This window comes from Algisphaera agarilytica (assembly GCF_014207595.1).
Taxonomy (GTDB): domain Bacteria; phylum Planctomycetota; class Phycisphaerae; order Phycisphaerales; family Phycisphaeraceae; genus Algisphaera; species Algisphaera agarilytica.
In genome coordinates, this window is record NZ_JACHGY010000001.1 from 230392 (window position 1) to 254512 (window position 24121).

A 24121-nucleotide genomic window follows, 5' to 3' on the forward strand; every position below is an offset into this window, starting at 1 on the left:
GATCACGCGCAGCGTTGGGAATAATAAACAGAGATTATCCCACTTATTCCCCGCCCCAATCCGGACCAACATCGTCATACGTAAGTGGCGATTCAAGTACCGCAAGGCCGGTGTCGGATTTCGGCGCTAATGGCTCAAGTGAATCCGCAGACAGATTCGCCCCGACCCGGCCAAATGCAGGGCTGCCCGATATCCGCCACAAGCCATCGCTTCCCACCACACCATCCAACTCAACCTCTTGCACCCCCTCACGCGGCGAAATCCCTAACGGGGCTCCATAGACCACATTGTTGATCCATTTCCAGTCCGTATCGATTCCGCCTTCGAAAATCGGAGCATGAGTTGAGTACAACATGTTGTTGGCGATAACCAAGGCTTCAGGCAAAAGTGAGCGGTTTCGTTCACCAATCCCCCAATCAAAGGTAATCGCAGCACCCTTGACGTCAATGATGGTGTTGTTTTCAATCCGGACACGTTTGACCTGTTCGTACCCGTTGTCTTTCGTGTTGACGATACCCGCCGCAAAAGAGATAGCACCGTCCATGCGATCATCGATCTGGGCTATGTAGTTGTTCCTGATGACATGGTCTTCACCGATGATGCGGATCCCACCCGAGCGTGGCTTTTCGTTACCAAGAAAGTAGTTCTGCTCAACCAGAGCTCTGTGCCCGTGACGCAAGGTCAATGTGCCGGCTGACTCGCGGAAGGTGTTCGCGCGGAACACGTTGTCACAGGCCTTATTTGAAATGATCTCGATTTCGCCGTCGACACGTTCGAAGAGATTTCTTTCCACCAACACCGCGGTGCTGGTCTCGTGGTATGTGCTTGTCCCGATGCGGATCGTTTCGAACCCGTTTCCGTCGCCCGGCGGACGGTCAAGAAAATGGTTGTTGTCGATACGGTGGTGGGTGGTGATCTGATCACTGACCCATACACACACGGTCACACCCGAGTGGTTCTGGCCTTTGAATCGGCAGTGATCCACGCGATTATGCTGGCCGTATAGCGACACCCAGAAATAGCGGGTCTTGGGGTCTTCGGGGTTGTATTCCTTGATTTGCGTGTTCGTCAGCCGGCAGTGGACGGCGTCTCCCAACGGCCCGCGGAATTGGATCACGTGACTCAGATCACCGGGTGCGCCGCCGACAAAATTGAGGCCGCTGACCATCAAATGACTGCCAGAGATTGAAAGGTTGGACCGGCCGGTTAGCGTGACGCCGCCAGGGGTCTGGGCTCGTAAGGTGATCGGGTCCGTCTTGGTACCGTGTCCGGCAAAGACAAGTTCGGCGTCGGTCCAAACCCCGTCGGACATCACCACCGTATCGCCCGGCCGGATCGATTCCATTGCGGCCTCGAGTTCTTCAATATTCTGGACCACAACCTCTGTCGCATGGCTCAAGGAAAGCGGGCAAAGGAAAAGCAGTAGGACGAATAATCTCATATCGATGACCTCAGTTTCTGTTCGGTTCTTGAGAAAAGCTGCGGTAGCACCAGGATCAACACCGCCAAACCACCCGGCTCGGGGATCTGCAATTGCCCACTGATATTGGTTCCACCGGCGCCAAAATTGTCCGCCCAAACGGTGTAGTCCGCCGCATCGACCACGCCGTTTCCGTTGCCGTCTGCGGCGAGGTTGGTGGTTGAACCGAAGCTGTCGGCCCAGACGGTGTAGTCCGCCGCGTCTACCGTTCCGTTTAGGTTGTAATCCCCGGAGATGACCATTGCTTCCAGCAACGCATCGAGTTCACCGGAAGTAAGATCACTATCCATGTGAAATATAAACGCATCAAGCTGCGCATCACGCTCTCGGCGGCCCAAACGAAACTCCAGGGGCATACCGACGTTGGACTCGCTGATGACAAACGTCTCGCCCGTTACCCAATCAAATAGACCATCGCTAGACAACGTCTCGGTGACGCTTGGGTCTGCATCGAACCCGTCAGGAGAATAAAAAGAATCGGTCGAGCTACTGAATCCGCGCGCCCGGTAGTAAGCGGTATACACCCCCGCGTTGCTAAACAACAGGTCATAAACGGCGAGGGTTTCGTGGGAAACGCTCAGATCAGTACGGGACCCGGAGGGGGATTCGAGGGCTGCACCGTTCGAAGCCGCGACATCCTGAACGGCGGTCCACACGTCGCCGTCGCTGTCGGGGTCAAGGATGTGCGAGTAATCCTCGGCCTCAATCACGAGGTACGGCCCACTCGGTGCCGTGGGGATGCCGAGAATCCAATCCGCGCCGACGTCATCAGTGGTCAACGGCTTACGGACGATCTGCGCGGTTGAAAATTCATCGGCTCCGATGTCGACCACACCGATACGGGCCTGGCCATCCATATCGGTGGTGATCGAACTGAGAGCGATTCCGCCTTCGATCGCGGGGCTGCTGGAAGACAGCCGCCACAAGCCATCGCCCCCCACCTCGAGCAACGGATCGACTTCGTTGATGCCTGGGCGTGAGGGAATACCAAGGCTTGTGCCGTAGGCGATGTTGTTCTGCCAGGTCCATCCACTGCCTTCATTACCATCGAACAGCGGGTCTTGGGAGGAGTAGATCAGGTTGTTGGCGAGGGTCACGTATTCGGCCAAAACAGTACGGTCGCTTGTGCCCAGGCCATGGTCGAGCTTGATGGCAGCACCATCGACATCAACAATCGTGTTGTTGGCGATCAGGGCGTTCTTGACCTGCTGATATCCGTTTGCGGGTGTATTTTCGACACCCGCAGATATCGAGATTGCGCCATCGGCCCGGCCGTCGGTGTTGGCGATGTAGTTATTGATGATGACGTGATCTTCACCGATCACGCGGATGCCTCCGGTACCGGCCTTGTCTTCCCCGAGAAAGAAATTGCCTTCTACGGTGGCACGATGGCCGTGGCGAAGGGTGAGGGTGCCGGCCGCTTCGCGAAAGGTGTTGTATTGAAAAGTATTCTCGTTCGACTTGTTCGAGATGATCTCGATCTCACCGTCGGTACGCTCGAAGAGGTTATTTTCGACGACAATGTTGGCGTTGGTGCTGCCGAAGGCACTGGTTCCCAACCGGATAGTTTCATAGCCGTTCTCCGGTCCCTGAGGTCGATCGGCGAAGTAGTTTGAGTCGATTCGGTGGTTGGCCGTACTGCCGTCGAGCCAGGCGACCAAGGTGACACCCGAATGGCTTTGACCGGAAAAGGTTGAGTGATCGACTCGGTTGTTTTGGCCGTAGAGCGAAACCCAGAAGTACCGCGTGCCCGAGTCGCTGGGGTTGTAGTCTTTGATCTGGGTATTGGTGACACGGCTGTAGCTGGCGTTGCCCTCCGAGCCACGGAATTGGATGACGTGATCACCTTCGCCAAGCGATCCATTCTCGAAATTCAGTCCATCCACGACAAGGTGGCTACCGGAGATGGCAAGCATGGAGGTGCCGGTGAGCGTGACACCCCCGGGCGTCTGGGCGCGAAGCGTGATCTCGCTGCCAGTCGTACCAAAGCCCGCAAAGTCGATTTGCTGGTCCACCCATGTGCCGTTGGTCATCACCAGCGTGTCGCCGGGCTGGGCCGTCTGCATCGCGGCCGAGATATCCGCGGCAGAAGAGACCGCGATCTCAGCCGCACTAAGCGGCATTGCCATACAGAGCCAGGTAGATGAAAAACCTACCGACACCTGTATGAACAGTGCTTTTGAAAAACTAGATACCAAAACCGTATTCCAATTCAAAGCAAGCGAAATGCATTCAACTCAACCCATTCCATTTAGCCCTAACGGACACTCACCGGCTGTCCTGGGTAATGCCTTCCCAGTCATCGGTACGGAACGGCGAAGCAGGAAGGCCCTCCGCGTTAATCAGATTGGCCCAGTACGGGTTGTCCGCCCAGGCATAGCGCACCGCCAACGGCGTCTTGACCTTGGCTTCAGAGACGACCAACCGATCACCTTCAACCACGGCTTTGGCCCAGCGGAACTTGCGGTCCGATCCGGCGATCACAAAGCCTTTGATGGGGCCTCCTCCTCGAGCTTCGAGGCCAGACCCGATGTTCTCGAACTCGAGATAAACCTTGTCGTCAACAATCTCATAACCGGTGTAGATCGGCCCGCTGTGGATGAGGTCATTACCATACGCCTCGGACAGGGCCCAACGCGCCAGCCGTTTGCCGATGGGCTCTTTATCAACCGGGTGGATGTCGGTGGGATCGCCGATATCGATCGTGACCGCAAGCCCAACTTCGTCTAACTCCTGCGAGACATGCAGCTGTGCCTCCCGCAGTTCCGCCCAGCTATAGACACCAGGCGGAACGCGCGGCGGGACTTCGTAATTGGGCAGCTGCACCACACCAAATGGCAGAGAGCCCTGCCCCCAATGATCGCGCCATGAGTGAATCATCTCGCCGAGCAGTGGCTCGTACTGCATCGCCCGCCAAGTGTTCGACTCGCCTTGGTACCACACCGCCCCGCGCACCGCGTAGGGAATCAGCGGGTGGACCATCGCGTTGAACAAACCACCAGGAGCGTAGCGAGCCGGAGGCTCTGAAGGCTTCTTGGCCTGAGGATCACCTGCAGCGACCGCGGATTCGTAGGCTTTTAGATCCGCTTTGTACTTTGCGATACGAGCTTCCCAACGCTCGGGTATGGGGCTGAGTTCGGGATTGGCCGAGAGACGGCTCAGTGGTGTCCACGCTTCCGCGGGCGTGCCGCCATAGGCAGTGTGGATCAAGCCAACCGTCACACCGAGCTCACGCTGCAACTCCGCCCCCATAAAGTAGGCCACGGCACTGAACATCCGTGCCTCGGACGGCTCACATTCAGCCCAGCGGGCATCGACATCATCCTGAGGCTCGTCCGCGATAGCCCGATCAACACGGAACAGCCGGAGCCCTTCACGTTGTAGATCACGCTCGATTCTCTCATCGTCCCAAATCTTGATCAGGCGCATATCCATATTGGATTGCCCCGAGCAGAGCCATACCTCGCCGACCATGACGTCCACGAGTTTCAGGTCGGTGTTTCCCGAGTTCACTTTCAACTCGTAGGGACCACCCGCGGGCATCGACTGAAACGCCGCCTTCCATCGCCCTTCCGCATCCGCCCGGGTTGTCACGGTTTGTCCATTGAAAACCAGCGACACTTCCTGCTGCGGCTCAGCCCATCCCCAAATGGGCACTTCCTTATCGCGTTGCAGCACCATGTGGTCGGCGAACACAGCTGGCAGCCTGAGCGATTGCGACATCGCGCTTGTCACACAAAAAAGCAGGATCAGCCACAAGCCATGAGTAGCGAGTAAACCACGGCTTTGCATTACTCGGGCTCCGCAGAGTCAGCGGCCTCATCGGCAACTGCAAGAGGCTCGGGCTTATCAAATGTATCGAGGAATACGAGGGATTCGAACTCGACCTTAGACGTGCCCGGGTCTTGGTTGTACACCCCAGCCTTGAAGTAGCTCGGCAAACCATTCCAGTAATTCACATCCATATCGACTTTGGTCTCGCCTTCAATCGTTACAACCATCCGCCCTTGGTGGATCACGATCTCCGCATCGAAGAACCCATCGGGACGCGGGCCAAGGTCAATGTTCTTCGTCGCCAGGTTATCGAGCGAGATCGGCTTGCTGGGGTCTTGGGGGATGCGGATCGCAGCCCAGAGGTGATCCTGGGTCTTGCGGTAATCGCCTCGCCGTGTGATACGTAGCAGGGGCTTGTTGAGTCCGTCGTCACCGCTCTTCTTGTCATGAATCTGAAGGAAGGTGAACTGCTCAAGGCCAGGCGTTTCTGGGACATGGACGCGGACCCTGGCGAGCAGGCGTTGAGGTGTTTGGGTAGCGGTATCCCAATCACCGGTCATCTGGCGCAGCTCGGAACGCTTGCTATCGCCGGTGACCGTAAAGGTCATGTAACGCTTCGATTCATCGAGGAAGAAGTATTCGTTGGCTGCACCCCTGAACTTTCCCTGGTTGATCTTGGTGGGCGAACTCGTCGGGGCCTGGAGCTTCGAGTCATCCAACACCGATCGGAATTGCTCCAAGTCGTACGGCACAGCCTGGCTAGACGCGGGTTGCAACCCGACCATCAATACCACTGCCACGAATAATCGCATCTGTAATCGCAAGACCATGCCTCCATTTGAGTTGTTTATTTGCTATTCAAAAGCGAGGAATCACGAGGGCTCTGCAGCAGTTTCAATCCCCATCGCCTCGGGCTTAGGTTGCGGTGCGCGCGAGCCCGCCCAATACAACAGGCCGCCGATTACCCCCACGAATCCGCCTACAAATAGGATGCCCAGCCGGCCCTCGAGCGGATTTGGCAGCACAATCAAGCAGCAGATGAACCCACCGATCACGATGGCGAAACTACCCATGATTTTCAATTGACTCAGATCATTGCCCTCGCCGACCTCGGCCTTGAAGTCGATCGGTCGATGCATCTTCTCGAAGAATTCATCGACCTGGCCTTGGTACGCAGGTGAAGCTGTCGGCCAGAACGGGATGGTCAACAAAAACCCGACCGCTCCCGCCGCGGAATTCGCAAAGACAACTGTCGCAAACGCCCAGGTAGTTCCAAATAGCGCTTCGCTGTAGAACCCCATGGCCGAAACCGTGAATCCCAGCGTAATCGAAGCGATCGCGGACCAGGCTGGGGCGCGGCGGATCAACAACGCCAGAAGCATCGGGATCGCCATAGGCAAGGCTAACATCGCGCCAACGTCAAGCATCAGGTCAAATACGCCCTTGCCATCCTGGGCCACAAAATACAACGTCAAGCCGATGATGGAGAGACCAAAACCCAGCGACGCGATCTGCGCCATACGCAATCGCGGTTTGGCATGATCCATCTTGACGCCAAACAGGCGAGCAAGCGCGGGAATGATGTCGCGAACCAACATGGCAGCGTTCTTGTTCAGGCCGCTGTCCATCGAGCTCATCGTTGCGGAAAGCATCGCAACCACCATCAGCCCGGTCATGCCGACCGGCAAGAGGTTCATGCTGGCCACGGCGTAAGACGCTTCTTTACGCTTGTCTTCCGCCATCCCCAATACGCCCATGACATCGGCCTCAAACAACAACCGCCCGGTCATCGGGGGGATGAACCAGATCACAGACCCCATGACCATTAAAAGCCCGGCGAGCAAAGCCGCTTTACGGGCGTCCAGGCCGGTCTTCACCGCGTAGTAGCGTTGCGACGCCATGACCGTATTCATCTTGACGATCTGTGCCAGGAAGATTGCCGACGCCCAAATCCAGGTGTACGTGTTTTTACCGGTGAATCGCCCTTCCTTGTTGATCACCGCGTAGTCATCGGTCAAGCCTTTGGAGTCGATCTGTGAGAACAAACCGCCAACGCCCCCGAGTTCCCGGAGGCAGAGGTAAGCCATCAGGATCGTGATCGGAATCAGAATCAGCGTCTGAAGGAAATCGGTCGCCATCACCGCCCAGCTGCCGCCGACGGTCGAGTAGATGAGCACGATAACCCCGATAACAATCACGACGTGCTCGACTTTGTAGCCAAAAACCGCCGAGCAGAAGATGGAGAGTCCAAAGAGCCATAACGAGGCATACGCAAGGCCAAGGACCACAAAAATCCAGGCGTAAAGTTGCTGAGTCGCCGGACCAAACCGCGCGCGGATGGCTTCGGGAACCGTCACCACGCGCAACTGACGGAACCAGGGGGCAAAGATCACCCCCGCCACAAGATATCCCGCAGCGTTGGCCATGAAGATGATCATGACCGACCACCCCGCCTCGTAGGCCGCCCCAGCCGCCCCGGTAAACGTCCACGCGCTGAACTGGACCATAAACGCACTGGCCCCGACCAACCACCACGTGCCCTTACAGCCGTTACGGAAGTAATCGCTATCGTCTTTGTTGAACCGCTTGACGACTGCGCCGATCGCGATCAGCAAGACGAGGTAGACGCCAATGACGGAATATTCAATCCAACCGTTGGACAATGTTCGCTCGCAGTAGCAAAGAATATCAGTGCGGGAAGAGGAAAAACAGAGTGTGCGTTTTACCGCTCACCCTATTAATTTGAGAGTTGTATCCGGAGTGTGCCAATGAATTATTGATGGCCGCCGTAGTCATACCCACGAGTCCCAAGGGGATCCCGTAGAGTAACCGCCGCCTCATCGGTTGTAACCGAAGCCGCATGGCCATCGACATAAACATAATTGGCTCGCGCATCGAATTCATCGAAGTCCAAACCGCTGTGGCGATCCGGCTCGCCGCCGCGGAAGCGGCGATTGATGTCGGGATTAAGACGCCAGAACACGCTTCCGCTCGAAATCGTGGGCTTCAAACCATACGGTTCAAAACTATCACCATTAATGATCCAATTCGAGGGGCCGGTCATTTGATCATACTTGAACCAACCTGTAGTCGAATCGCCCGTACTGCTCGAGTCGTGTGGAGTTGGATCGTATTCAGGCCAATTCAAAGTAGTAGGGGTGGGTGTGCCGTTCAAAATTTGAGGGACTGATCCCTGGATCAAGTAGGGGCTCATACCATATCCCGTTTTTGAATCCCCAGTGCCAGTCGCTTCGGTACGCGACAGGTCAAACTCAGGGCATGTGAAGTTTTCGCTGATGAATTTATCACGATCGCCAGTTGCAATATCTCGTTTGGCCTGATTCATGGTGTAAGCCAATACTTCGTACCAGAACACATTGTTGCTGCCTGCACCGCTAGGATCTAGGTTGGTAAGAGACGTTAGCTGCTGGCCAGGTACGATTACATCCTTGTAGTCATTCCCATAGACCGCATGAGCTTGTCCAATACCGCGAAGATTGCTTAAACACGCCATATCGCGAGCTGCTTTTCGTGCTGCCCCCAGTGCAGGAAGCAAAATCCCAATCAGCAAAGCAATAATAGAAATCACCACTAAAAGTTCAATCAGGGTAAAAGCGTGACGTTTCATGGGACATCTCCGAGTGGAGTAAAGGTGTTCAGATAAGAAAAGCAGGGAAACTCCCGACGCCGCCTCTCGGCGACATCGGATAGGAGGGGATTCGACTTATTTGCTCGACCGACGACGCAGCAGGGCTAGACCACCCAGGCTGATCAGAGCCATCGAGCCGGGCTCGGGAATTGGGTTGTACACGACGTTGACGCGGGTCAGGTCGATACCGTTGTCCATCTCACCAGGGGTATTCGACGTGCCGAATGCATTGGTGGACGCCCCGAAGGCGAGCATGCCGAAATCGAACGATACCGGGCTGTCGTCAGTATCGCTGTGGGTGACACCCAGAAAGGTCGAGGAGATATCCAGTTCATCCGCGAGGGTACGCTCGATGGTGATACTGAGTGTATACGCGGTGTTGGGGGCGAAGACGTAGCCCATGTCAGCACTGCTGCTCAACGAGCTGATCCCCGTGTTCGTACCCAGTAGACGGCCGGAGGTCGACGGGTCGGACCGGCGTATCTGGATGTCCGTAGCAGGGTCTGACGGCTCGACGTCCAGCTCGACCATAAAGCCGGGCAGTCCGCTGTAGTCGGCGTTGGGACTAGCCGTGCTGTAAGACGTGTTCTGGGCGAGCTGGCTCGCATTATCACGGCCGAGGTGATCAAACACCCCAAACTTGAAGTCATCACCGCCGGTGGTACTGATCGAAGTTGGGGTGGTGAAATCGATGGTGGCGACAAGGCTCTCGCCCTGAGCGAGACTAACGGTGTCAAACAGGGCGTGCATTTGACGGCCCGAGGGGCCGGTGACCAGGCCGATGGAGTTCGCGTTGAACTCGATGGCGGTGGAGCTTGACGAGCCGAAGTACGCAGCATCGGTCGAAACCGTGCCGTCCACGGCGAAGTTGTCGTCAACCACGACCACTTGGCCGACTGCGGGCAACGAAAGCGCTGCAGAGGCAACAGCCAACGCTGCGACATGCTTGAGTTCAACAACGGCTAGTGAGTTCGACATAATCAATTCCTCCAATGATGAGCGAAGAAGCATCAGAAAATGAAACAAGAAGAGAGAACGGTTTAACCAAAGCGCCCGAGGCCAAGCCGGCTTAGTCGACATCCACGAGATCCACGAGCGTGGGCTCGACCAGAATGTTGGCACGGGCGTAGATCTCGGGCTTATCGATACGCTGCATCAGCTGTTCAACCGCGAGGGTGCCGATACGGTCCGGGCGGATGTCGATGGTGGCGATCTGAGGCGACAGGCCCGCCAGCATGGGGTCGTTGTCACACGCCACGACTGTGACGTCACGGCCCGGCTCGATAACACGGCTACGTAAAGCCTCAAACACCATGGGCGTCATCTGACCACGCGGGACAAACAACCCCGTCGGCGGCTCGGGCAAAGCGGCAAGACGGTCGATCAAGCTGTTGATAAATTCACGCTTGGCCCGGAAGTCGCCCGCTGCGAAGCTGGGCGATTCCTGGTCACGAATGATTTCACAGGCCACACCAGCGTCTTCAGCCGCCTGGGCGAATGACTCGGCCCGAACAGGGAAGCCTAGGTGAGTCGCATCGACATAAAGAAAAGCCACGCGGCGGTGGCCCCGGTCGATGAGATACTCCGCCGCAAGCCGGCCGATGGCGTCGTTGTCGGTGACCACGCGGTCACCCCAATAGCCCGAGCGCGATCGTGCACTCATTACCCAGACTGCCGGAAAACGACGAAGCTTTTCAGCAAACTCACCCCGAGGGGCGTTGCCGTGCAGGATCAGGCCGTCGATCTCACCCCGATCAACCACCGAAGGCAGCCGGGTGTTATCACGGACCTGGCCAAGCGTCATGCTGTAGCCCTGATCGCCGAGCGCGGTTTCAACCGCATGGATCGCTGCCGCAGAAGCCGGGGCGATCAGGGGCGTCGCCTCGGTCCCAATCATCAAGACCGCCACATTTCCGGTTCGTGCCGCCCGGCCCGATTTGGGCTGAGGGCCGCGACGCTTGACCGGCGGGACATAGCTGAGCTTTCGCATCGCAGCCTGAACCCGAGACGCCACCTCGACCGAGACACCGGGCTTTTGGTTGATGACCCTCGACACGGTGGTGTGTGAACACCCGGCAAGTTTGGCGACCTCGACAATTGACATGCCTCACAGTGTAACAGGACAAAACCGCAAGTCAATGGAAATTCAAAGAAATTAAAATTAAATCAACACACTTTAATTACATGTTTTTATTGTACTTAAGACTTTTATGTCATATTTTCACAATTTATCATGTTAAATACTTGCACATAAATCTGCGGACTGTTATCGTGTTTTCTTAACCTTATCCCCTCACATACAACTCTCGACCACGATGGAATTCACATCATGAATCAAGCCTCTCCACTTAAAACAGGACTATGTGCCGCCGGCCTTTTCTTTGGGCTCACGACTGCAGCCTGCAACGCCGCCCCACCCCAAGAGCTTCCCGAGGTATATCTGACCGATCCTGCCCGACTGGCCGAGGTCCAGGCTCGCGTCCAAGCAGGCGACCCCGCGCTCGAACCCGCTGTAGCCGCGCTCATCGAAATCGCTGAAGAGACCATGGAACTCCCCATGGTGTCGATCGCCGACAAGCCTTCGACGCCTCCCAGCGGCAACAAGAACGACTACGTCAGCCTCTCCCCTTATTGGTGGCCCAACCCCGACACCGAGGACGGACTGCCCTACGTTCGACGTGACGGCGAAATCAACCCCGAACGTGATCTCTATGACGTCAACAAACTCGGCGACTTCGGCAAGGTCGTGAGCTGGTGCGGCTTCGCCTACTACTTCACCGGTGATGAACGCTTCGCAGAAGAAGCGGTGAAGCGTATCGAACATTTCCTGATCGATCCCGAAACCCGGATGACGCCCCGGATGCAGTACGGCCAGTTCGTTCCCGGCGTGAACAACGGCCGGAAGTACGGCGTCATCGAAACACTCCGACTCCGTTGGGTGCCCGACGCGATCAGCCTCCTCGAAGGCTCTGAAGCGATGACCCCCGAGGTCATGTCCGGCGCGAGGCAATGGTTTGCCGATTACGCCATCTGGTTGAACACCAGCGAGTTCGGTACCGGCGAGCGAGACGGACCGAACAACCACGGCACCTGGGCGGAAGCTCAGATCGCCTACTACTCCGCTTTCGCGGGGGACTGGGACACCGTCAAAGAAATGGCCGATCGCGTGCCCGAACGGATCGCTCACCAGTTCGAGCCCAATGGCGAACAGCCCATTGAGATCGAACGGACCAAAGGCCTGGACTACACCGAGTTCAATCTCCGCGCGATGACCGAACTGGCGGTCTTGGCCGAGCGCGTTGGCGTGGATCTATGGTCTTTCCAGACCGATGACGGCCGGAGCATCCGCCAGGGCTTCGACTTTGCTATGCCCTACTTCGCCAGCGAAGCCGATTGGCCCTATAAGCAAATCACCCCGCATCAGAAGAAACACGACTGGTATGTGCAGTCGCTGCGGCGGGCCTCGATCGCCTATGACGACCCTCGCTTTGAAGAAGTCATCTCCAAACTCGACGGCATCACCGGCAAAGGCATCGTCTTCCGCGACCTGATCATCTCGCTTCCGGCTGAATCCGAGTAAATCCGCCGCCGATTCACCAACCCTTTTTACTGACTCAGATAAGCATCTCCAAGGAGTAAAACCCGATGAAGTACGCACGGCTCGGCGAGACCGACATCAAAGTCTCAAAGATCGCATTCGGATGTATGTCCACGGTCGCCAACCCGACCTACGATGGCCTCGAAGACGCCGAGGGTATTGCCACGATCCGCTCGGCCCTCGACCACGGCATCAACTTCTTCGACACCGCACCCGCCTACGGCGATGGCGCGTCCGAAGACCTGCTCGGCCGAGCGTTGCAGGACGTCCGGGACCAAGTCATTATCGCCAACAAGGTCAGCAGCCAGGTGATGTCAGCAAAAGAGGTCGTTGAAGAGTGCGAGAAGAGCCTCAAACTCCTCCGCACCGACTATATGGACCTCTACCAGATCCACTGGCCTCGCCGTCAAGTGCCCCTCGAAGAAACGCTCAAGGCGATGGACGACCTGCTCAAGCAGGGCAAGGTCCGTTCCCTGGGGGTGTGCAACTTCGGCATCGAAGACCTGACCGAAGCGTTAGGAAGCGATGTGCCGTTGGTGTCCAACCAGATCGCTTACAGCCTGCTATCTCGGGCTGTGGAATTCGAGGTAGAAGGGTTGTGCGAACGATACGGGATCGGGTTCCTGTGCTACTCGCCACTCGCCCAGGCTTTGCTGGCCGGCAAGTATGAGTCCGCCGACGACGTTCCCCCGGAACGGGCACGAACACGTATGTTCTCAAAGGATCGCCCCCAGTCCCGTCACGACGAAGACGGCTGCGAAGAACAAGTCTTCGCCGCGATCGCCGCGATCCGAAAGATCAGCCATCGCGTGGGCCGCTCCATGGCCGATGTTTCTCTTGCATGGCTGCTACACCAAGATTCGGTGACATCCATTCTCGTCGGCGCCAGTCGGCCAGACCAGGTCGCGCGGAACGCCGCTTCGGCCCAGGTCCAACTGTCCCAGGACGACTTGGACGAACTGGATGCGGTGACCCAACCCGTGAAGTTGGCTATGGGCGGCAGCCTCGATATGTGGGCAACCCCGTCGCGCATCCGCTGATTCAGCGTCCAGCGCTTAATGTCCTCTTGAGAGCCCATCATGATTAGCGAAGCAAGCCAACCTGTTCACCCGATCCGCACCGGTATTGTTGGCCTGGGACGCAGCGGATGGAACATCCACGCCAAGACCCTGGCGGCACTACCCAAACACTTCCGGGTTTCGGCCGTGACCGATCCCGAATCCGAGCGCTGCCTCGAAGCCCGGCAGGGATTGGGGTGTCGAATCTACAACGACTTCGCAGAAATCATCAATGACGACGCACTCGACCTGATCGTCATCGCCAGCCCGAACCATCTGCATACCGACCAAGCGATCCAAGCGATGGCAGCGGGCAAGCATGTCGTATGCGAGAAGCCGTTCGCACTGAGTATTGAAGATGCCGACCGTGCAATAGCCGCCGCCGAAGCTTACGACCGCGTACTCAGCCCCTTCCAACACAGGCGGTACGAGTCACACTTCCTCAAGGTGCAAGAGATCATCGAATCGGGCGCACTGGGCCGTATCGTGCAGGTGCGTATGGTCTGGCACCAGTTCACCCGCCGATGGGACTGGCAGACCCTGCGTCGCTTTGGCGGTGGGCTACTCAACAACAACGGCTCGCACCTGATGGACCACGCTTTGCAGCTCCTACCCCCCGATGTCGAGCCCGACGTGTGTGCGGACCTCAAGCAGGTGCTGACGCTGGGCGATACCGAAGACCACATCAAGATTGTGATGAAGGCCGAAGGCTGCCCGACATTGGATGTCGAACTTAGCAACGCCGTGGCGTACCCCCAAGACCGCTGGCTGATCAAAGGGGATCGCGGCGGTTTGCGTGGAACGCCCGAACACCTGCAGTGGCGCACGATGGATTGGGACGCTCTCCCCCCACGCCGGCTTGAAACCGCCGCCGCGACCGGACGTGAGTACAGCAAAGACGACATCACTTGGACCGAACATACTTGGTCCCCCCCCGCCGACGAACCCTCGGCCTACGAACGTTACTACCAAGACCTGTATACAACGATCCGAACCGGACAACCTCTGGCAATCCAACCACAAAGCGTCCGCCGACTGATCCGAGTGCTTGAACGCTGCTACGAACAATGCGACGTCATGCCCGCGTCACCAACCTCGCTTTGAACCTATCCCTCGAACAAGCTCTCGGAGGCCCTTCGAAGATGTACCCCAGCCTGATGCCCGATCTCATCGGCATCGACCTCAAACCCCATCAATCGATCGAGCTTGCCGCCAAGCACGGCTTCGCCGGAGTTGATCTCCGGCTCACGCGTCACTTGGCCTGGATTGAGGCGTATGGCCCCGAGGCCCTCGCCGATCTCATGGACGAACACGGAATCCGTGCGGGTTACGCCTCTATGCTGACAAGGACGCTCTCGGCTTCGCCTCCCGAATGGAACGAAACCCTCGAACTGCTCCCACGGATATGCCGCTGCGCCGAATCACTCGGCTACACCCGCGCGGGTGTGGTGGTCTTGCCTTACGACGATCGGTTGGACTTCCCCGCTAATCGCAAGCACCACCTTGATCGTCTGGCCCAAGTCGCGCCGATCATGAACGACCACGGGATCCGTATTGGGCTCGAATACGTTTCACCCAAAACCCGCCGTGCCGACGCCACGTTCACGTTCATCCACAATATGAACATGATGCTGGAGCTGCTGGCTGACGCCCGCCAACCCAACCTCGGCCTGATGCTCGACAGCTTCCACTGGCACGCCGCGAGTGAATCAACGCAGAACATTTCACAACTCAACCGCGAGCAAGTCGTGGTCGTCCATGTTAACGACGCCCCACGCGACACCCCGGTAGAACAACTCGACATCCGTGAACGAGAGCTACCCGGACAGACCGGAGTGATCAATCTCAACGGCTTTATCCAAGCCCTGGCAGAACTCGGCTACGACGGACCCGTTACGTCGGAACCCACCAATGATCGCTGGCCGAGCACTCCGGCAGATATCGCCGCCAACCAGACCTACCAGTCCATTCACAACATGATTGCATCTGCCCGGTCTAACACGAACAACAGGGCGTCATCTTGATAACGATCCGTGACATCCGCGTCATTCTTACCGCACCAATGGGTAGAAACTTGTTGGTCGTCAAAGTCGAAACCTCCGAGCCCGGACTCTACGGCCTGGGCTGCGGCACGTTTACCCAACGATACTTGCCTGTGCGTTCAGCCGTGTTGGACTATCTCCGCCCCTTGCTGGTTGGCCGTGATATCGCCCGGATCGAGGAGCTATGGCGGCTCATGATGTTCAACAGCTATTGGCGTAACGGCCCTGTATTGAACAACGCGGTGAGTGGCGTCGACATGGCGCTGTGGGACCTCAAAGGCAAACTCGCTAAGATGCCGCTTTATGACCTATGGGGCGGAAAATGCAGAGAGGCTGCTGCCGTTTATCAACACGCCGACGGTGAGACACTCGAGGAGCTCTCGGACCACGTGCAACAACAACTCGACCAGGGCATGCGCCATGTCCGCATCCGATTCGGAGGCAGCGCTGCCGGAACCCGCGCAAGCGGAGAAACCGGCGGCTTGGCTTACGGCGGGCCCTCCGACTCACCCGCCCGACGCCCCGACGGAGCATTGGAAGGCGCCTACTTCGACCCGCGCCACTACACCCTCTCCACGCTCAAAGCGTTGCAGCACGTCCGCGAACGATTCGGTGATCAAATCGAACTGCTCCACGATGTGCACGAACGACTCACACCGATCGATGCGATCGGCTTCGCCAAAGACTGCGAAGAGTTCAAGCTGTTCTTCCTGGAGGACGCCTTGTCACCTGAGGATGGAGCGTGGTTCGAGAAGATGCGTTCCGCGACCACCACACCCATCGCCGTCGGCGAGCTGTTCAATCATCCGAATGAATGGATGCCGCTGATCGAAAACCGCTGGATCGATTTCATCCGGATGCACGTTAGTCAGATGGGCGGATTGACCCCTGCCCGCAAAGTCACCGCGACCGCCGAATCCTTCGGCATACGCACCGCCTGGCACGGCCCCGGCGACGTTTCTCCGGTGGGTCATGCCGCCAACCTTCACCTCAACCTCACCGCCCCGAACTTCGGCATCCAGGAGCTGCAGCCGTTCACCGGCCCTACCCCAGAGGTCTTCCCCGGATGCCCGGAATACCGCGACGGCTATTTCTACCCAAACACCAAGCCCGGCATCGGTGTCGATCTGAACGAAGCTCTCGCCGAAAAATATCCGTGCGATCCATCCGTTATCCAGTGGACGCAAGCTCGGCTACCCGATGGAACTTTGGTTAAGCCATAGCCAACCGCTCCCCCACCCAGTAGCGATTGTGTGATCGCTTGAATCGCATCAACTACACCTTCTCCTCCGCTGCTGCGTAGCGGATGGGGGCCGGTTAGCGCACGCGCTGAGCTTTCTTCCACTGCTTATCAAGCCGTTTGTCTGACACCGGGATCGAGGTGCCCAGCTCCTGAGCAAACAGCGACACCCGCCACTCCTCGAGCATCCAGCGGTAGGTCGTGAGTTCGTCGTTGCCCGGCTTCGCGTCCGCGGCAAAACGACGATAAGGGTCGAGACGTGAGGCGAGTTGGGCCGCCAAAGTCTGGTCACGATCGACTTTTCCTTCGTCGAGCTTGCGCAGCCGGGCCTGTGCTGCGCTCAGGTAACGTGGCAGGTGCGCAAGCCATTCGGCCGGGGTCTGCTTCACGAAGCCCGGGGGCAGGAGTTCGTGCAGCTGCTCCTGCGTCTGCCGGATCGCAGGCTCCCAGCCCGGCGGGCAATTCGCGGCCAGTTTGTCGAGTTCCAGTTTTAGCTGTTGAGCCCTCTGCAACACGGACAGCGTGAGCGACACGCCACGGGTAAGCGCTGCGTCCAACTCATCCCGCCCTGCAGCGAGCAACGCCTCGAACGCCGCCGACGATCGCGGCGGGTAGTCGGCGATGCGCTGGCGATAAACCTCGCTCACCGCATGCTCAGCGAGTTGTTGCGACAAATCGTCATAGCTCCCCATCGGGCTGTACAGCAGCCGGAGCTGGTCGGCCTCGGGGGCATACTTAATCTGATCCCGCAGTATCGGCTCCTGCACCAGCGTCGCCAAACGCAACACCCCGGCGCGGTGCATCGCCTCGGCTCGCTCGGGCGTCTCCACCGTACTCAGCCCGATCGTGCTTCCCTCGTCGATCAGCGTGGGATACGCCAGCAGCGTGTAGCCCGCGGGGTTGATCTCGACCTGCACCGGCAACTCGTCGATGTCCGGCCACTCGCGCAACCCCTCGCGTTGCCACGCCGGGTCGCTGAGGTTCGCCGCGGCCTGCCCCGCTTCTGCGCCGAGGTCGTCTTGCAGCTTGCCAACGTCGCGCCCCTGCTCGAGCACCTTACCGGACTCGTCGACCACCGCGATGTTCATCTGGTGATGCGCTTCGATCTTCGAGAGATCGAACAACGCCGGGTCCAGCCGTTCCCCGGCGATATCACTGAGCGCCTCCGCCACCGCCTCGAGAAACTCGCCCTCACCAAACGCGATACGTTCCACCGCCTCGGCGGCCGAGGTCGGCGCGGGGACCAGAGGCTTGCGGTACTGCTTGGGCAGGCTGCGGATCAGCGCCGCGATGCGTTCGGCCAGCAGACCGGGCACACACCAATCCACCACCGTCGGCTGCAGCCGCCCCAGCGCGTGCAGGGGAACCTGAAGCGTCACGCCGTCGTCCGCTGCACCCGAGTCGTACTTGTAATCCAGCGAAAGTTTCATCCCCGCCGCCGCCAGGTGATCCGGCCGGCCGTCGTCTTCCGGCGCGTCACCCGCAAGCAGGTCCGACTCCTGCATGAACAACACCTGCGGGTCGTCGCGCTCGGCCTGCTTGCGGAAGCGGTTGAGCTCGGCCACGCCGAACACGTCCGCGGGCAAACGTTTGTCGTAGAACTCGAAACGCGCCTCGGCGTCGGCGATCAGATCGAACCGCCGCTGCTTGGCCTGCATCTTCTCAATGCGTTCGCGGAGCTGGCGGTTGTGATCGAAGAACGGGGCGCGGATGTCGGCGTCCTGCTCAACCAACGCCTCCTGAATGAACATCTGCCGGGCGAGCGCGGGCTCAACCTTGGCAAAACGGATACGGCGTTTGGGCACCAGCACCAGCCCAAACAGCGACGCCTTCTCGAACGCCGCCACGAAACCGCCCCGCCTCACCCAGTGCGGCTCGCGGTGCGTCAGCTTCACCAGCGAACCCGCGATCGGCTCGACCCAGTCCGGGTTGATCTGGGCACACGTCCTCGCAAACTGCTGCGAGGTCACCACGATCTCGGCGCACACGATCCAACGCGGCTTGTTCTTGTTCTTCGCCAGTGCCGAGCCCGGCCAGAGCTTGAGCTTGGTGTTGTGAGCCCCGGTGTATTCATACACATCGGTCTTGAGCGCGACGTTCGACAACAAACCCGCGAGCAACGCTCGGTGCACCGCGTCGCTCATCTTGTCGATGCCGTCTTCACCCGTGACCCGCCGGGACGATTTAAGCCCGGCCTGCTTGGAGAGGTCCACGAGCTGCCGGTGTAGGTCGAACCACTCGCGCAGCCGTGGGTAGCTGATGAAGTGTTTCTGGCAGCTCTTGCGGAACTGGTTGTTGGACAGCCGGGCCTTCTCTTCGTGGACGAAGTCCCAGAGCTTGAGCAGCGACAGGAAATCGCTGGCCGGATGAATAAACGCGGCGTGAGCCTGATCGGCGGCCTGGGCGTGTTCGTTCGGACGCAGCCTCGGGTCCTGGCCCTCTAGGGCCGAGGCGATGATGAGTACCTCCGCGAGGCTGCCTTCGTCCGCTGCGGCGAGCACCATCCGCCCCACCCGCGGGTCGATCGGCAGCTTGGCGAGTTGCTTGCCGATGGGTGTGAGCCGTCCGTCCGGATGGATCGCCCCGAGCTCACGCAGGGTCTGCGTGCCTTCACGGATCGCCGCGGCCTTGGGGGGTTCGAGGAAGGGGAACGTCTCGATGTCGCCCAGGCGCAGCGCCGCCATGCGCAGGATGACCGCGGCCAAACTGGTGCGCAAAATCTCGGGGGTGGTAAACGCATCGCGCTCGGCAAACTGCTCTTCGCTGCACAACCGGATGCACACACCCGGCGCGACGCGTCCGCAACGCCCCGCCCGCTGATTGGCCGAGGCCTGCGACACCGCTTCGATGGGCAGGCGCTGCATGCGTGTGCGCGGCGAGTAGCGGCTGATGCGAGCGGTGCCGGGGTCGATCACCGCGGTGATGTTGGGCACCGTGACCGACGACTCGGCCACGTTGGTTGCGATCACCACGCGGCGGGTGTTGCCCTTGGGGTTGAACACCTTCTGCTGCTCGGCATTCGACAGGCGGGCGTAGAGCGGCAGGATTTCGATGGGCTTGCCGCGCGAGAGATGCGGGCTGTGCTGCACGTGGCTGCGCAGGGCTTTGGCGGCCTGGCTGATCGCACGTTCGGTGGGCATGAACACCAGCACGTCGCCGTCGGTGGCGCTGGTGACTTCGTCGAGTGATTCGCAGAGTGCGCGGTCGAGCGCGGGGCCGTCGAGCGCCGCGTCGGCGTCTTCCGCGTCGATGGTGTGGTACCGCATCTCCACCGGGTAGGTTCGGCCGGAGACCTCGATGATCGGCGCGGGCTTGAATTCGCCCTCCACCTTCTGGCCGAAGTAGTCGGCGAAACGCTGCGGGTCGATCGTGGCGGAGGTGATGACGAGCTTCAGGTCGGGTCGTCGCGGCAGCAGGCGTTTGAGGTAGCCCAACAGGAAGTCGATGTTCAGCGACCGTTCGTGCGCTTCGTCGATGATGATCGCGTCGTACGCCAACAAGTCCGGGTCGCGCCCGAGCTCGGCGAGCAGCAGGCCGTCGGTGAGGTAACGGATGTGCGTGAGCGGGCTGGACTGATCGTTGAACCGTACGGCATAACCCACCGAATCGCCGAGCCTCACGCCGAGCTCCTCCGCCACTCGGCTGGCCAGCGTGCGGGCGGCGATCCGGCGGGGCTGGGTGTGGGCGATCATGCCGCCGACGCCGTGCCCGAGGTCGAGCAGGATCTTGGGGAGCTGCGTGCTCTTGCCCGACCCCGTCTCGCCGCAAACAACCGTGACCTGATGGTTGCGGATCAGCTCGGCGATGTCGTCACGCTTCTGCGAGATCGGCAGCTCATCGGGATACGACACCGTGGGCTTCGCGGCTTCACGCTGACCGCGCCGTTCGACCGAGGCGTCGAGCTGTTCGTGCAGACGCTTGAGGTTGCGGTCGTGGGGCTTGTTGGCCTTGCGGGCGTCGCGGATCTTCTTCGCCAAACGCTTGAGCGCCGCCTGGTCCGACACCATCGCCTGAGCGTAGCGCTTACGGCCGGGCAGGTCAGCGGATTGGTGGTCGTTCTCGCGGTTCACGGGGCGATATGTTAGCTGGTGAAAAAACCCGGGTGACGGATCGGGGTTAGGCAAAGACCTTCAGCATGCAGCGGAACGCTCAGCTCTTGTGCTTGCGGTGCCCGCGGTGATTGAGCAGCGAGAAACGCGGGGGTTCGTAGTGACGTTCCGCGGTGAACGGCTCGAGGAAGTGATCGCCCAAGTCTTCCTGCCTCACGAAGAACGCGTTCGCCCCCAGGTACTCACAGCCCACCAGCGACATGCCCGCTTCTCGGCTGATGCGCTCCAACGTTTTCAGCCCCGCACCGAAGTAGTTGCTGCCATCGGTCCACTGCCCCGCCGGGTCGTACGGCACCTGCCAATCCACGCTCGGCGGGACCGACGCGTTGTATTCCACACACGCCACCCGCGGCTGGTAACCCGCCTGCAACAACGCCTCCCAGACGTGCCCGGTATTCATGTCGATGTCCAGCGAAACAAAGTCGAACGCCTCGGGCACCTCAGCACCGCGTAGCACGTCCGCCACGTTCTCCCGGGTCACGGCGGTCGATACGATCTTCAGCCGGCCATCCGCGAGCTCTTCGGAAAAGTGTTGCCGGGCCTGAGCCACCGCGGATTCATCCGCCTCGATCCAGACGCCACGCCAGCCGATTTGCAGGAGCAACCTTGTGTTATTTTCCAGGCCGTCGCCCACGCCGATTTCGACGAAGAAGCGATCGCTCGTGCCGACGCGTCGAAAGACCTCGGCGATGATGCCGTCTTCGCCGTTCTGGCTGAACATCTGGGTCTGGTGCGGCACCAGACACTTCGGGTCGGCGTAACGCGGCGCGGTCATGATCGCCACGTCCTGCGCCTGGATGATGCCCGCTTCTTTATCGATCCACGTGTGCACACGGATCGATTCGACCTTTTCATTCAACCGCGAGACTTCTTCCCGCAAGCCGTTGATCGCCTGTTCGAGATCGCGCCCCGAGTGGGCCGGGGTGTTTGGATCTCGCAGCTTGCTCAACCAGCGTCGAAGCACGGCGGGCCTTTCGGGATGGGACGCAGACGCCGGGTCAGGTGGCCGACAGCTCGAGCATGCTCATCGCTTGCTGCACGATGTGCTCGGAGCTGAGGTTGCAGTAACGCAGCAGCTCGTCGGGCGACTGCCCGGACTTGGGCAGGTGCTTCACGTGCATCTGGTTGATGGTGAAGCCGTCGCCCGTGGCGGACAGGGCGTCGGCGACGGCCGAGCCCATGGCGTTGCCGTAGTTGTCTTCGAGCGTGAGGACCATGCCGTTGTTCTCGTTGGCGAGGTCGGCGATGGCTTCTTCGTCGAACGGCAGGCTGTACATGTCGACAAGCGTGGCGTCGATGCCCGCTTCGTCGAGCTGCTCCAAGGCGCGGTTGGCTTCGTGCACCATGTAGCCGCTGGCGAGGATTAAGAGGTCACGGCCTTCGATCAGCAGCTCGTGTCCGCCGAGGACAAACTCGTCTTCGGGGCCGTAGAGGAACTCGGTGTCGGGACGCAGCGTGCGGAGGTAGGCGAAGCCTTCGTACTCGGCCATCTGCTGCACCAAGGCGTAGCACTGATACGCATCGGACGGCGTCAGCACGACCATGCCGGGATGTCCGGTCTGGGTCCGCATCGTGGCGAAGCTGCGAGCGAAAGCGACGTCACACAACGCCATCTGCGAGGGGCCATCCGCGCCGAGCGTCGCCCCGGCGTGGCTGCCCACGAGCTTGATCGGCTTGCCCGAGAGGATCGCCATCTCGATCTGGTCGTAGGCCCGCACCATGAATTTGCCGAACGTCGAAACGAACGGCACCTTGCCCGCGGCGGACATCCCCAGCGCGGCGCTGAGCATGTTCTGCTCGGCGATCTTGCATTCCACGAAGCGCGAGGCCAAGGCGTCGTCTTTCTTGAACGCATCGGCGCCGGTCGAGTTGCTGACCTCGGCGTCGAGGGCGACGACGTTGGAGTGGGCGTGGCCCGCGGCGCGGAGGGCGATGCCGTAGGCCTTGCGGGTGGCGAGCTTGCCTTTTTCCAGCACGCTTTCCATGCCGAAGGCTTTGAGGGCGTCGTCGAAGGACTTCACGGCGTGGTGCGTGGCGGCTTCGGGCTTGTCGGCCGGGAGCATCGGGATCTTCAGGGGCGTGTCGGCCGCGGCGCCGATCTGACGCTCGGTGGCGGAGAGTTCTTCGAGCACGGCATCCAGGGCTTCGCCCGTCGGCGCGGTGCCGTGGTGGCCGTTGCCTTGCTGCGAGGCGCTGCCCCAGCCCTTGACGGTGCGGGCGACGATCGCGACGGGTGCGGCTTCGGGGTCGTGTTGTTTCTGGGCGTGGGTCGACAGGGCTTCGACGATGGCCGAGGGCTGGTGGCCGTCGATGTCGAGGACTTCGTAGCCCGCGGCTTCGAGCTTCTTGACCAAGGTGTCGGCCGACTGCTGCGGCGAGACTTCAGAGGTTTGGCCAAACGCGTTGGCGTTGAAGATCGGGCACACGGCCTTGAGGTCGTGGTCACGGATGAAGTCGACCGCTTCCCAAATCTGACCTTCGCGCGACTCGCCGTCACCCATAATGCAGAAGATGCGTTTGTCCAGGCCGTCGAGCTTGGCGGCGACCGCGAGGCCTGCGGCGACCGAGAGGCCCTGGCCCAGCGAGCCGGTGGCGGCGTCGAAGAACGGCATGCCGAGCGCGGGGTTGGGGTGGCCGTCGATCGGCGAATCGAGCTGACGCAGGGTCATCGCCAAGTCACGGGTCACCGGCTTGAGGTCGTTGTTCGCGTCGCGGTAGTGGATGCCCAGGTCCGCCATCGCGGCGTAGACGACGGGCACGGCGTGTCCTTCGGAGAGCACCAAACGGTCGGCCGAGGGGTGCCCGGGGTTGGCCGGCTCGTGCCGCATGTGGGTGTAGAGCAAAGCCGAGATGAGGTGCACCAGCGAGGCCCCGGTCGAGGGGTGGCCCGAGCCCGCCGACCCGGTGATCTGATAGGTCAGCTTGGCGAGGTCCACGGATTTTTGGTGCAGGGTCGAATCGAGGGACATCGCGGCGGGTTCCTTCCGGGAAAATGGCAAAAATCGGGTCGGGGCTCGGCATCCAGCCTCAAGCCCACACAGCTCCAAAATCGAGCAAGCGGGGATTATACGGGCGATCCACAACCCGCGCGGGCTAGAAAATCATGGGTGGATTAATGTTGAAATCGCCTCGGACCGCGGTATGATACACGTCAGTTTAACCGGTTAACCT

Annotated in this window: 16 protein-coding genes; 5 read left to right on the forward strand and 11 right to left on the reverse strand. The window is 59.8% G+C overall.

Annotated features, from left to right (window positions below; all coding sequences use genetic code 11):
- Positions 1-43: 43 nt before the first annotated feature.
- From HNQ40_RS00970 to HNQ40_RS01005, 8 genes are all read right to left on the reverse strand, one after another.
- On the reverse strand, positions 44-1441 hold the full coding sequence (locus HNQ40_RS00970; RefSeq protein ID WP_184675478.1) for a polysaccharide lyase 6 family protein: 1398 nt from the start codon (positions 1439-1441) through the stop codon (positions 44-46).
- Complete coding sequence (locus tag HNQ40_RS00975; protein ID WP_221435320.1) at positions 1438-3678, reverse strand: chondroitinase-B domain-containing protein; 2241 nt, start codon at positions 3676-3678, stop codon at positions 1438-1440. Before HNQ40_RS00975 ends, HNQ40_RS00970 begins: the two co-directional genes overlap by 4 nt.
- A 70-nt stretch (positions 3679-3748) precedes the next feature.
- A complete protein-coding gene (locus HNQ40_RS00980; RefSeq protein WP_221435321.1) occupies positions 3749-5203 on the reverse strand; it encodes a sialate O-acetylesterase in 1455 nt (484 codons plus the stop codon).
- 68 nt (positions 5204-5271) lie between these two features.
- Positions 5272-6066, reverse strand: coding sequence for a polysaccharide lyase family 7 protein (locus tag HNQ40_RS00985; RefSeq protein ID WP_221435322.1), 795 nt, complete (start codon positions 6064-6066; stop codon positions 5272-5274).
- A gap of 60 nt (positions 6067-6126) precedes the next feature.
- Positions 6127-7917, reverse strand: a complete 1791-nt coding sequence (locus HNQ40_RS00990; protein WP_221435323.1) for a sodium:solute symporter family transporter — start codon at positions 7915-7917, stop codon at positions 6127-6129.
- Between the two features lie 110 nt (positions 7918-8027).
- On the reverse strand, positions 8028-8882 hold the full coding sequence (locus HNQ40_RS18180; RefSeq protein WP_184675488.1) for a type II secretion system protein: 855 nt from the start codon (positions 8880-8882) through the stop codon (positions 8028-8030).
- Positions 8883-8978: 96 nt separating this feature from the next.
- Entirely contained in the window at positions 8979-9881 is a 903-nt protein-coding gene (locus HNQ40_RS01000) for a PEP-CTERM sorting domain-containing protein (RefSeq protein ID WP_184675491.1), read from the reverse strand.
- Between the two features lie 91 nt (positions 9882-9972).
- Positions 9973-11007 carry a LacI family DNA-binding transcriptional regulator gene (locus HNQ40_RS01005; protein ID WP_184675493.1) on the reverse strand — a complete coding sequence of 345 codons (1035 nt, stop codon included), beginning with the start codon at positions 11005-11007 and terminating at the stop codon, positions 9973-9975.
- Positions 11008-11232: 225 nt separating this feature from the next.
- Here HNQ40_RS01005 and HNQ40_RS01010 point away from each other — a divergent pair, with 225 nt between their 5' ends.
- The 5 genes from HNQ40_RS01010 (at position 11233) to HNQ40_RS01030 (ending at position 16824) form a co-directional block, all read left to right on the forward strand.
- Positions 11233-12483 carry an alginate lyase family protein gene (locus HNQ40_RS01010; protein WP_184675495.1) on the forward strand — a complete coding sequence of 417 codons (1251 nt, stop codon included), beginning with the start codon at positions 11233-11235 and terminating at the stop codon, positions 12481-12483.
- 65 nt (positions 12484-12548) lie between these two features.
- Entirely contained in the window at positions 12549-13541 is a 993-nt protein-coding gene (locus HNQ40_RS01015; RefSeq protein WP_184675497.1) for an aldo/keto reductase, read from the forward strand.
- 39 nt (positions 13542-13580) lie between these two features.
- The gene (locus HNQ40_RS01020; protein WP_184675500.1) at positions 13581-14663 is read left to right on the forward strand and encodes a Gfo/Idh/MocA family protein; all 1083 of its coding nucleotides are present in this window, start codon (positions 13581-13583) and stop codon (positions 14661-14663) included.
- A 53-nt stretch (positions 14664-14716) separates the two neighbouring features.
- On the forward strand, positions 14717-15583 hold the full coding sequence (locus HNQ40_RS01025; protein WP_184675501.1) for a sugar phosphate isomerase/epimerase family protein: 867 nt from the start codon (positions 14717-14719) through the stop codon (positions 15581-15583).
- Entirely contained in the window at positions 15577-16824 is a 1248-nt protein-coding gene (locus HNQ40_RS01030; RefSeq protein WP_184679153.1) for an enolase C-terminal domain-like protein, read from the forward strand. Before HNQ40_RS01025 ends, HNQ40_RS01030 begins: the two co-directional genes overlap by 7 nt.
- A gap of 94 nt (positions 16825-16918) precedes the next feature.
- Here the strand turns inward: HNQ40_RS01030 and hrpA are convergent, their stop codons facing one another.
- The 3 genes from hrpA to HNQ40_RS01045 all read right to left on the reverse strand — a co-directional run bounded on the left by hrpA (position 16919) and on the right by HNQ40_RS01045 (position 23919).
- The gene (gene hrpA, locus HNQ40_RS01035) at positions 16919-20911 is read right to left on the reverse strand and encodes an ATP-dependent RNA helicase HrpA (protein WP_184675503.1); all 3993 of its coding nucleotides are present in this window, start codon (positions 20909-20911) and stop codon (positions 16919-16921) included.
- A 79-nt stretch (positions 20912-20990) separates the two neighbouring features.
- Positions 20991-21914, reverse strand: coding sequence for a hypothetical protein (locus HNQ40_RS01040; RefSeq protein WP_184675505.1), 924 nt, complete (start codon positions 21912-21914; stop codon positions 20991-20993).
- Between the two features lie 34 nt (positions 21915-21948).
- Positions 21949-23919 (reverse strand): transketolase, encoded by a 1971-nt coding sequence (locus HNQ40_RS01045; protein ID WP_184675507.1) that lies wholly within the window; start codon positions 23917-23919, stop codon positions 21949-21951.
- Positions 23920-24121 lie beyond the last annotated feature (202 nt).

What these genes read in the sequence shown, in the direction of transcription:
- HNQ40_RS00970 (WP_184675478.1), bottom strand. Translation starts at nt 1,441, where the DNA reads ATGAGATTATTCGTCCTACTGCTTTTCCTTTGCCCGCTTTCCTTGAGC.
- HNQ40_RS00980 (WP_221435321.1), bottom strand. Translation starts at nt 5,203, where the DNA reads ATGTCGCAATCGCTCAGGCTGCCAGCTGTGTTCGCCGACCACATGGTG.
- HNQ40_RS00985 (WP_221435322.1), bottom strand. Translation starts at nt 6,066, where the DNA reads ATGCGATTATTCGTGGCAGTGGTATTGATGGTCGGGTTGCAACCCGCG.
- HNQ40_RS18180 (WP_184675488.1), bottom strand. Translation starts at nt 8,882, where the DNA reads ATGAAACGTCACGCTTTTACCCTGATTGAACTTTTAGTGGTGATTTCT.
- HNQ40_RS01000 (WP_184675491.1), bottom strand. Translation starts at nt 9,881, where the DNA reads ATGTCGAACTCACTAGCCGTTGTTGAACTCAAGCATGTCGCAGCGTTG.
- HNQ40_RS01005 (WP_184675493.1), bottom strand. Translation starts at nt 11,007, where the DNA reads ATGTCAATTGTCGAGGTCGCCAAACTTGCCGGGTGTTCACACACCACC.
- HNQ40_RS01010 (WP_184675495.1), top strand. Translation starts at nt 11,233, where the DNA reads ATGAATCAAGCCTCTCCACTTAAAACAGGACTATGTGCCGCCGGCCTT.
- HNQ40_RS01015 (WP_184675497.1), top strand. Translation starts at nt 12,549, where the DNA reads ATGAAGTACGCACGGCTCGGCGAGACCGACATCAAAGTCTCAAAGATC.
- HNQ40_RS01020 (WP_184675500.1), top strand. Translation starts at nt 13,581, where the DNA reads ATGATTAGCGAAGCAAGCCAACCTGTTCACCCGATCCGCACCGGTATT.
- HNQ40_RS01025 (WP_184675501.1), top strand. Translation starts at nt 14,717, where the DNA reads ATGCCCGATCTCATCGGCATCGACCTCAAACCCCATCAATCGATCGAG.
- HNQ40_RS01045 (WP_184675507.1), bottom strand. Translation starts at nt 23,919, where the DNA reads ATGTCCCTCGATTCGACCCTGCACCAAAAATCCGTGGACCTCGCCAAG.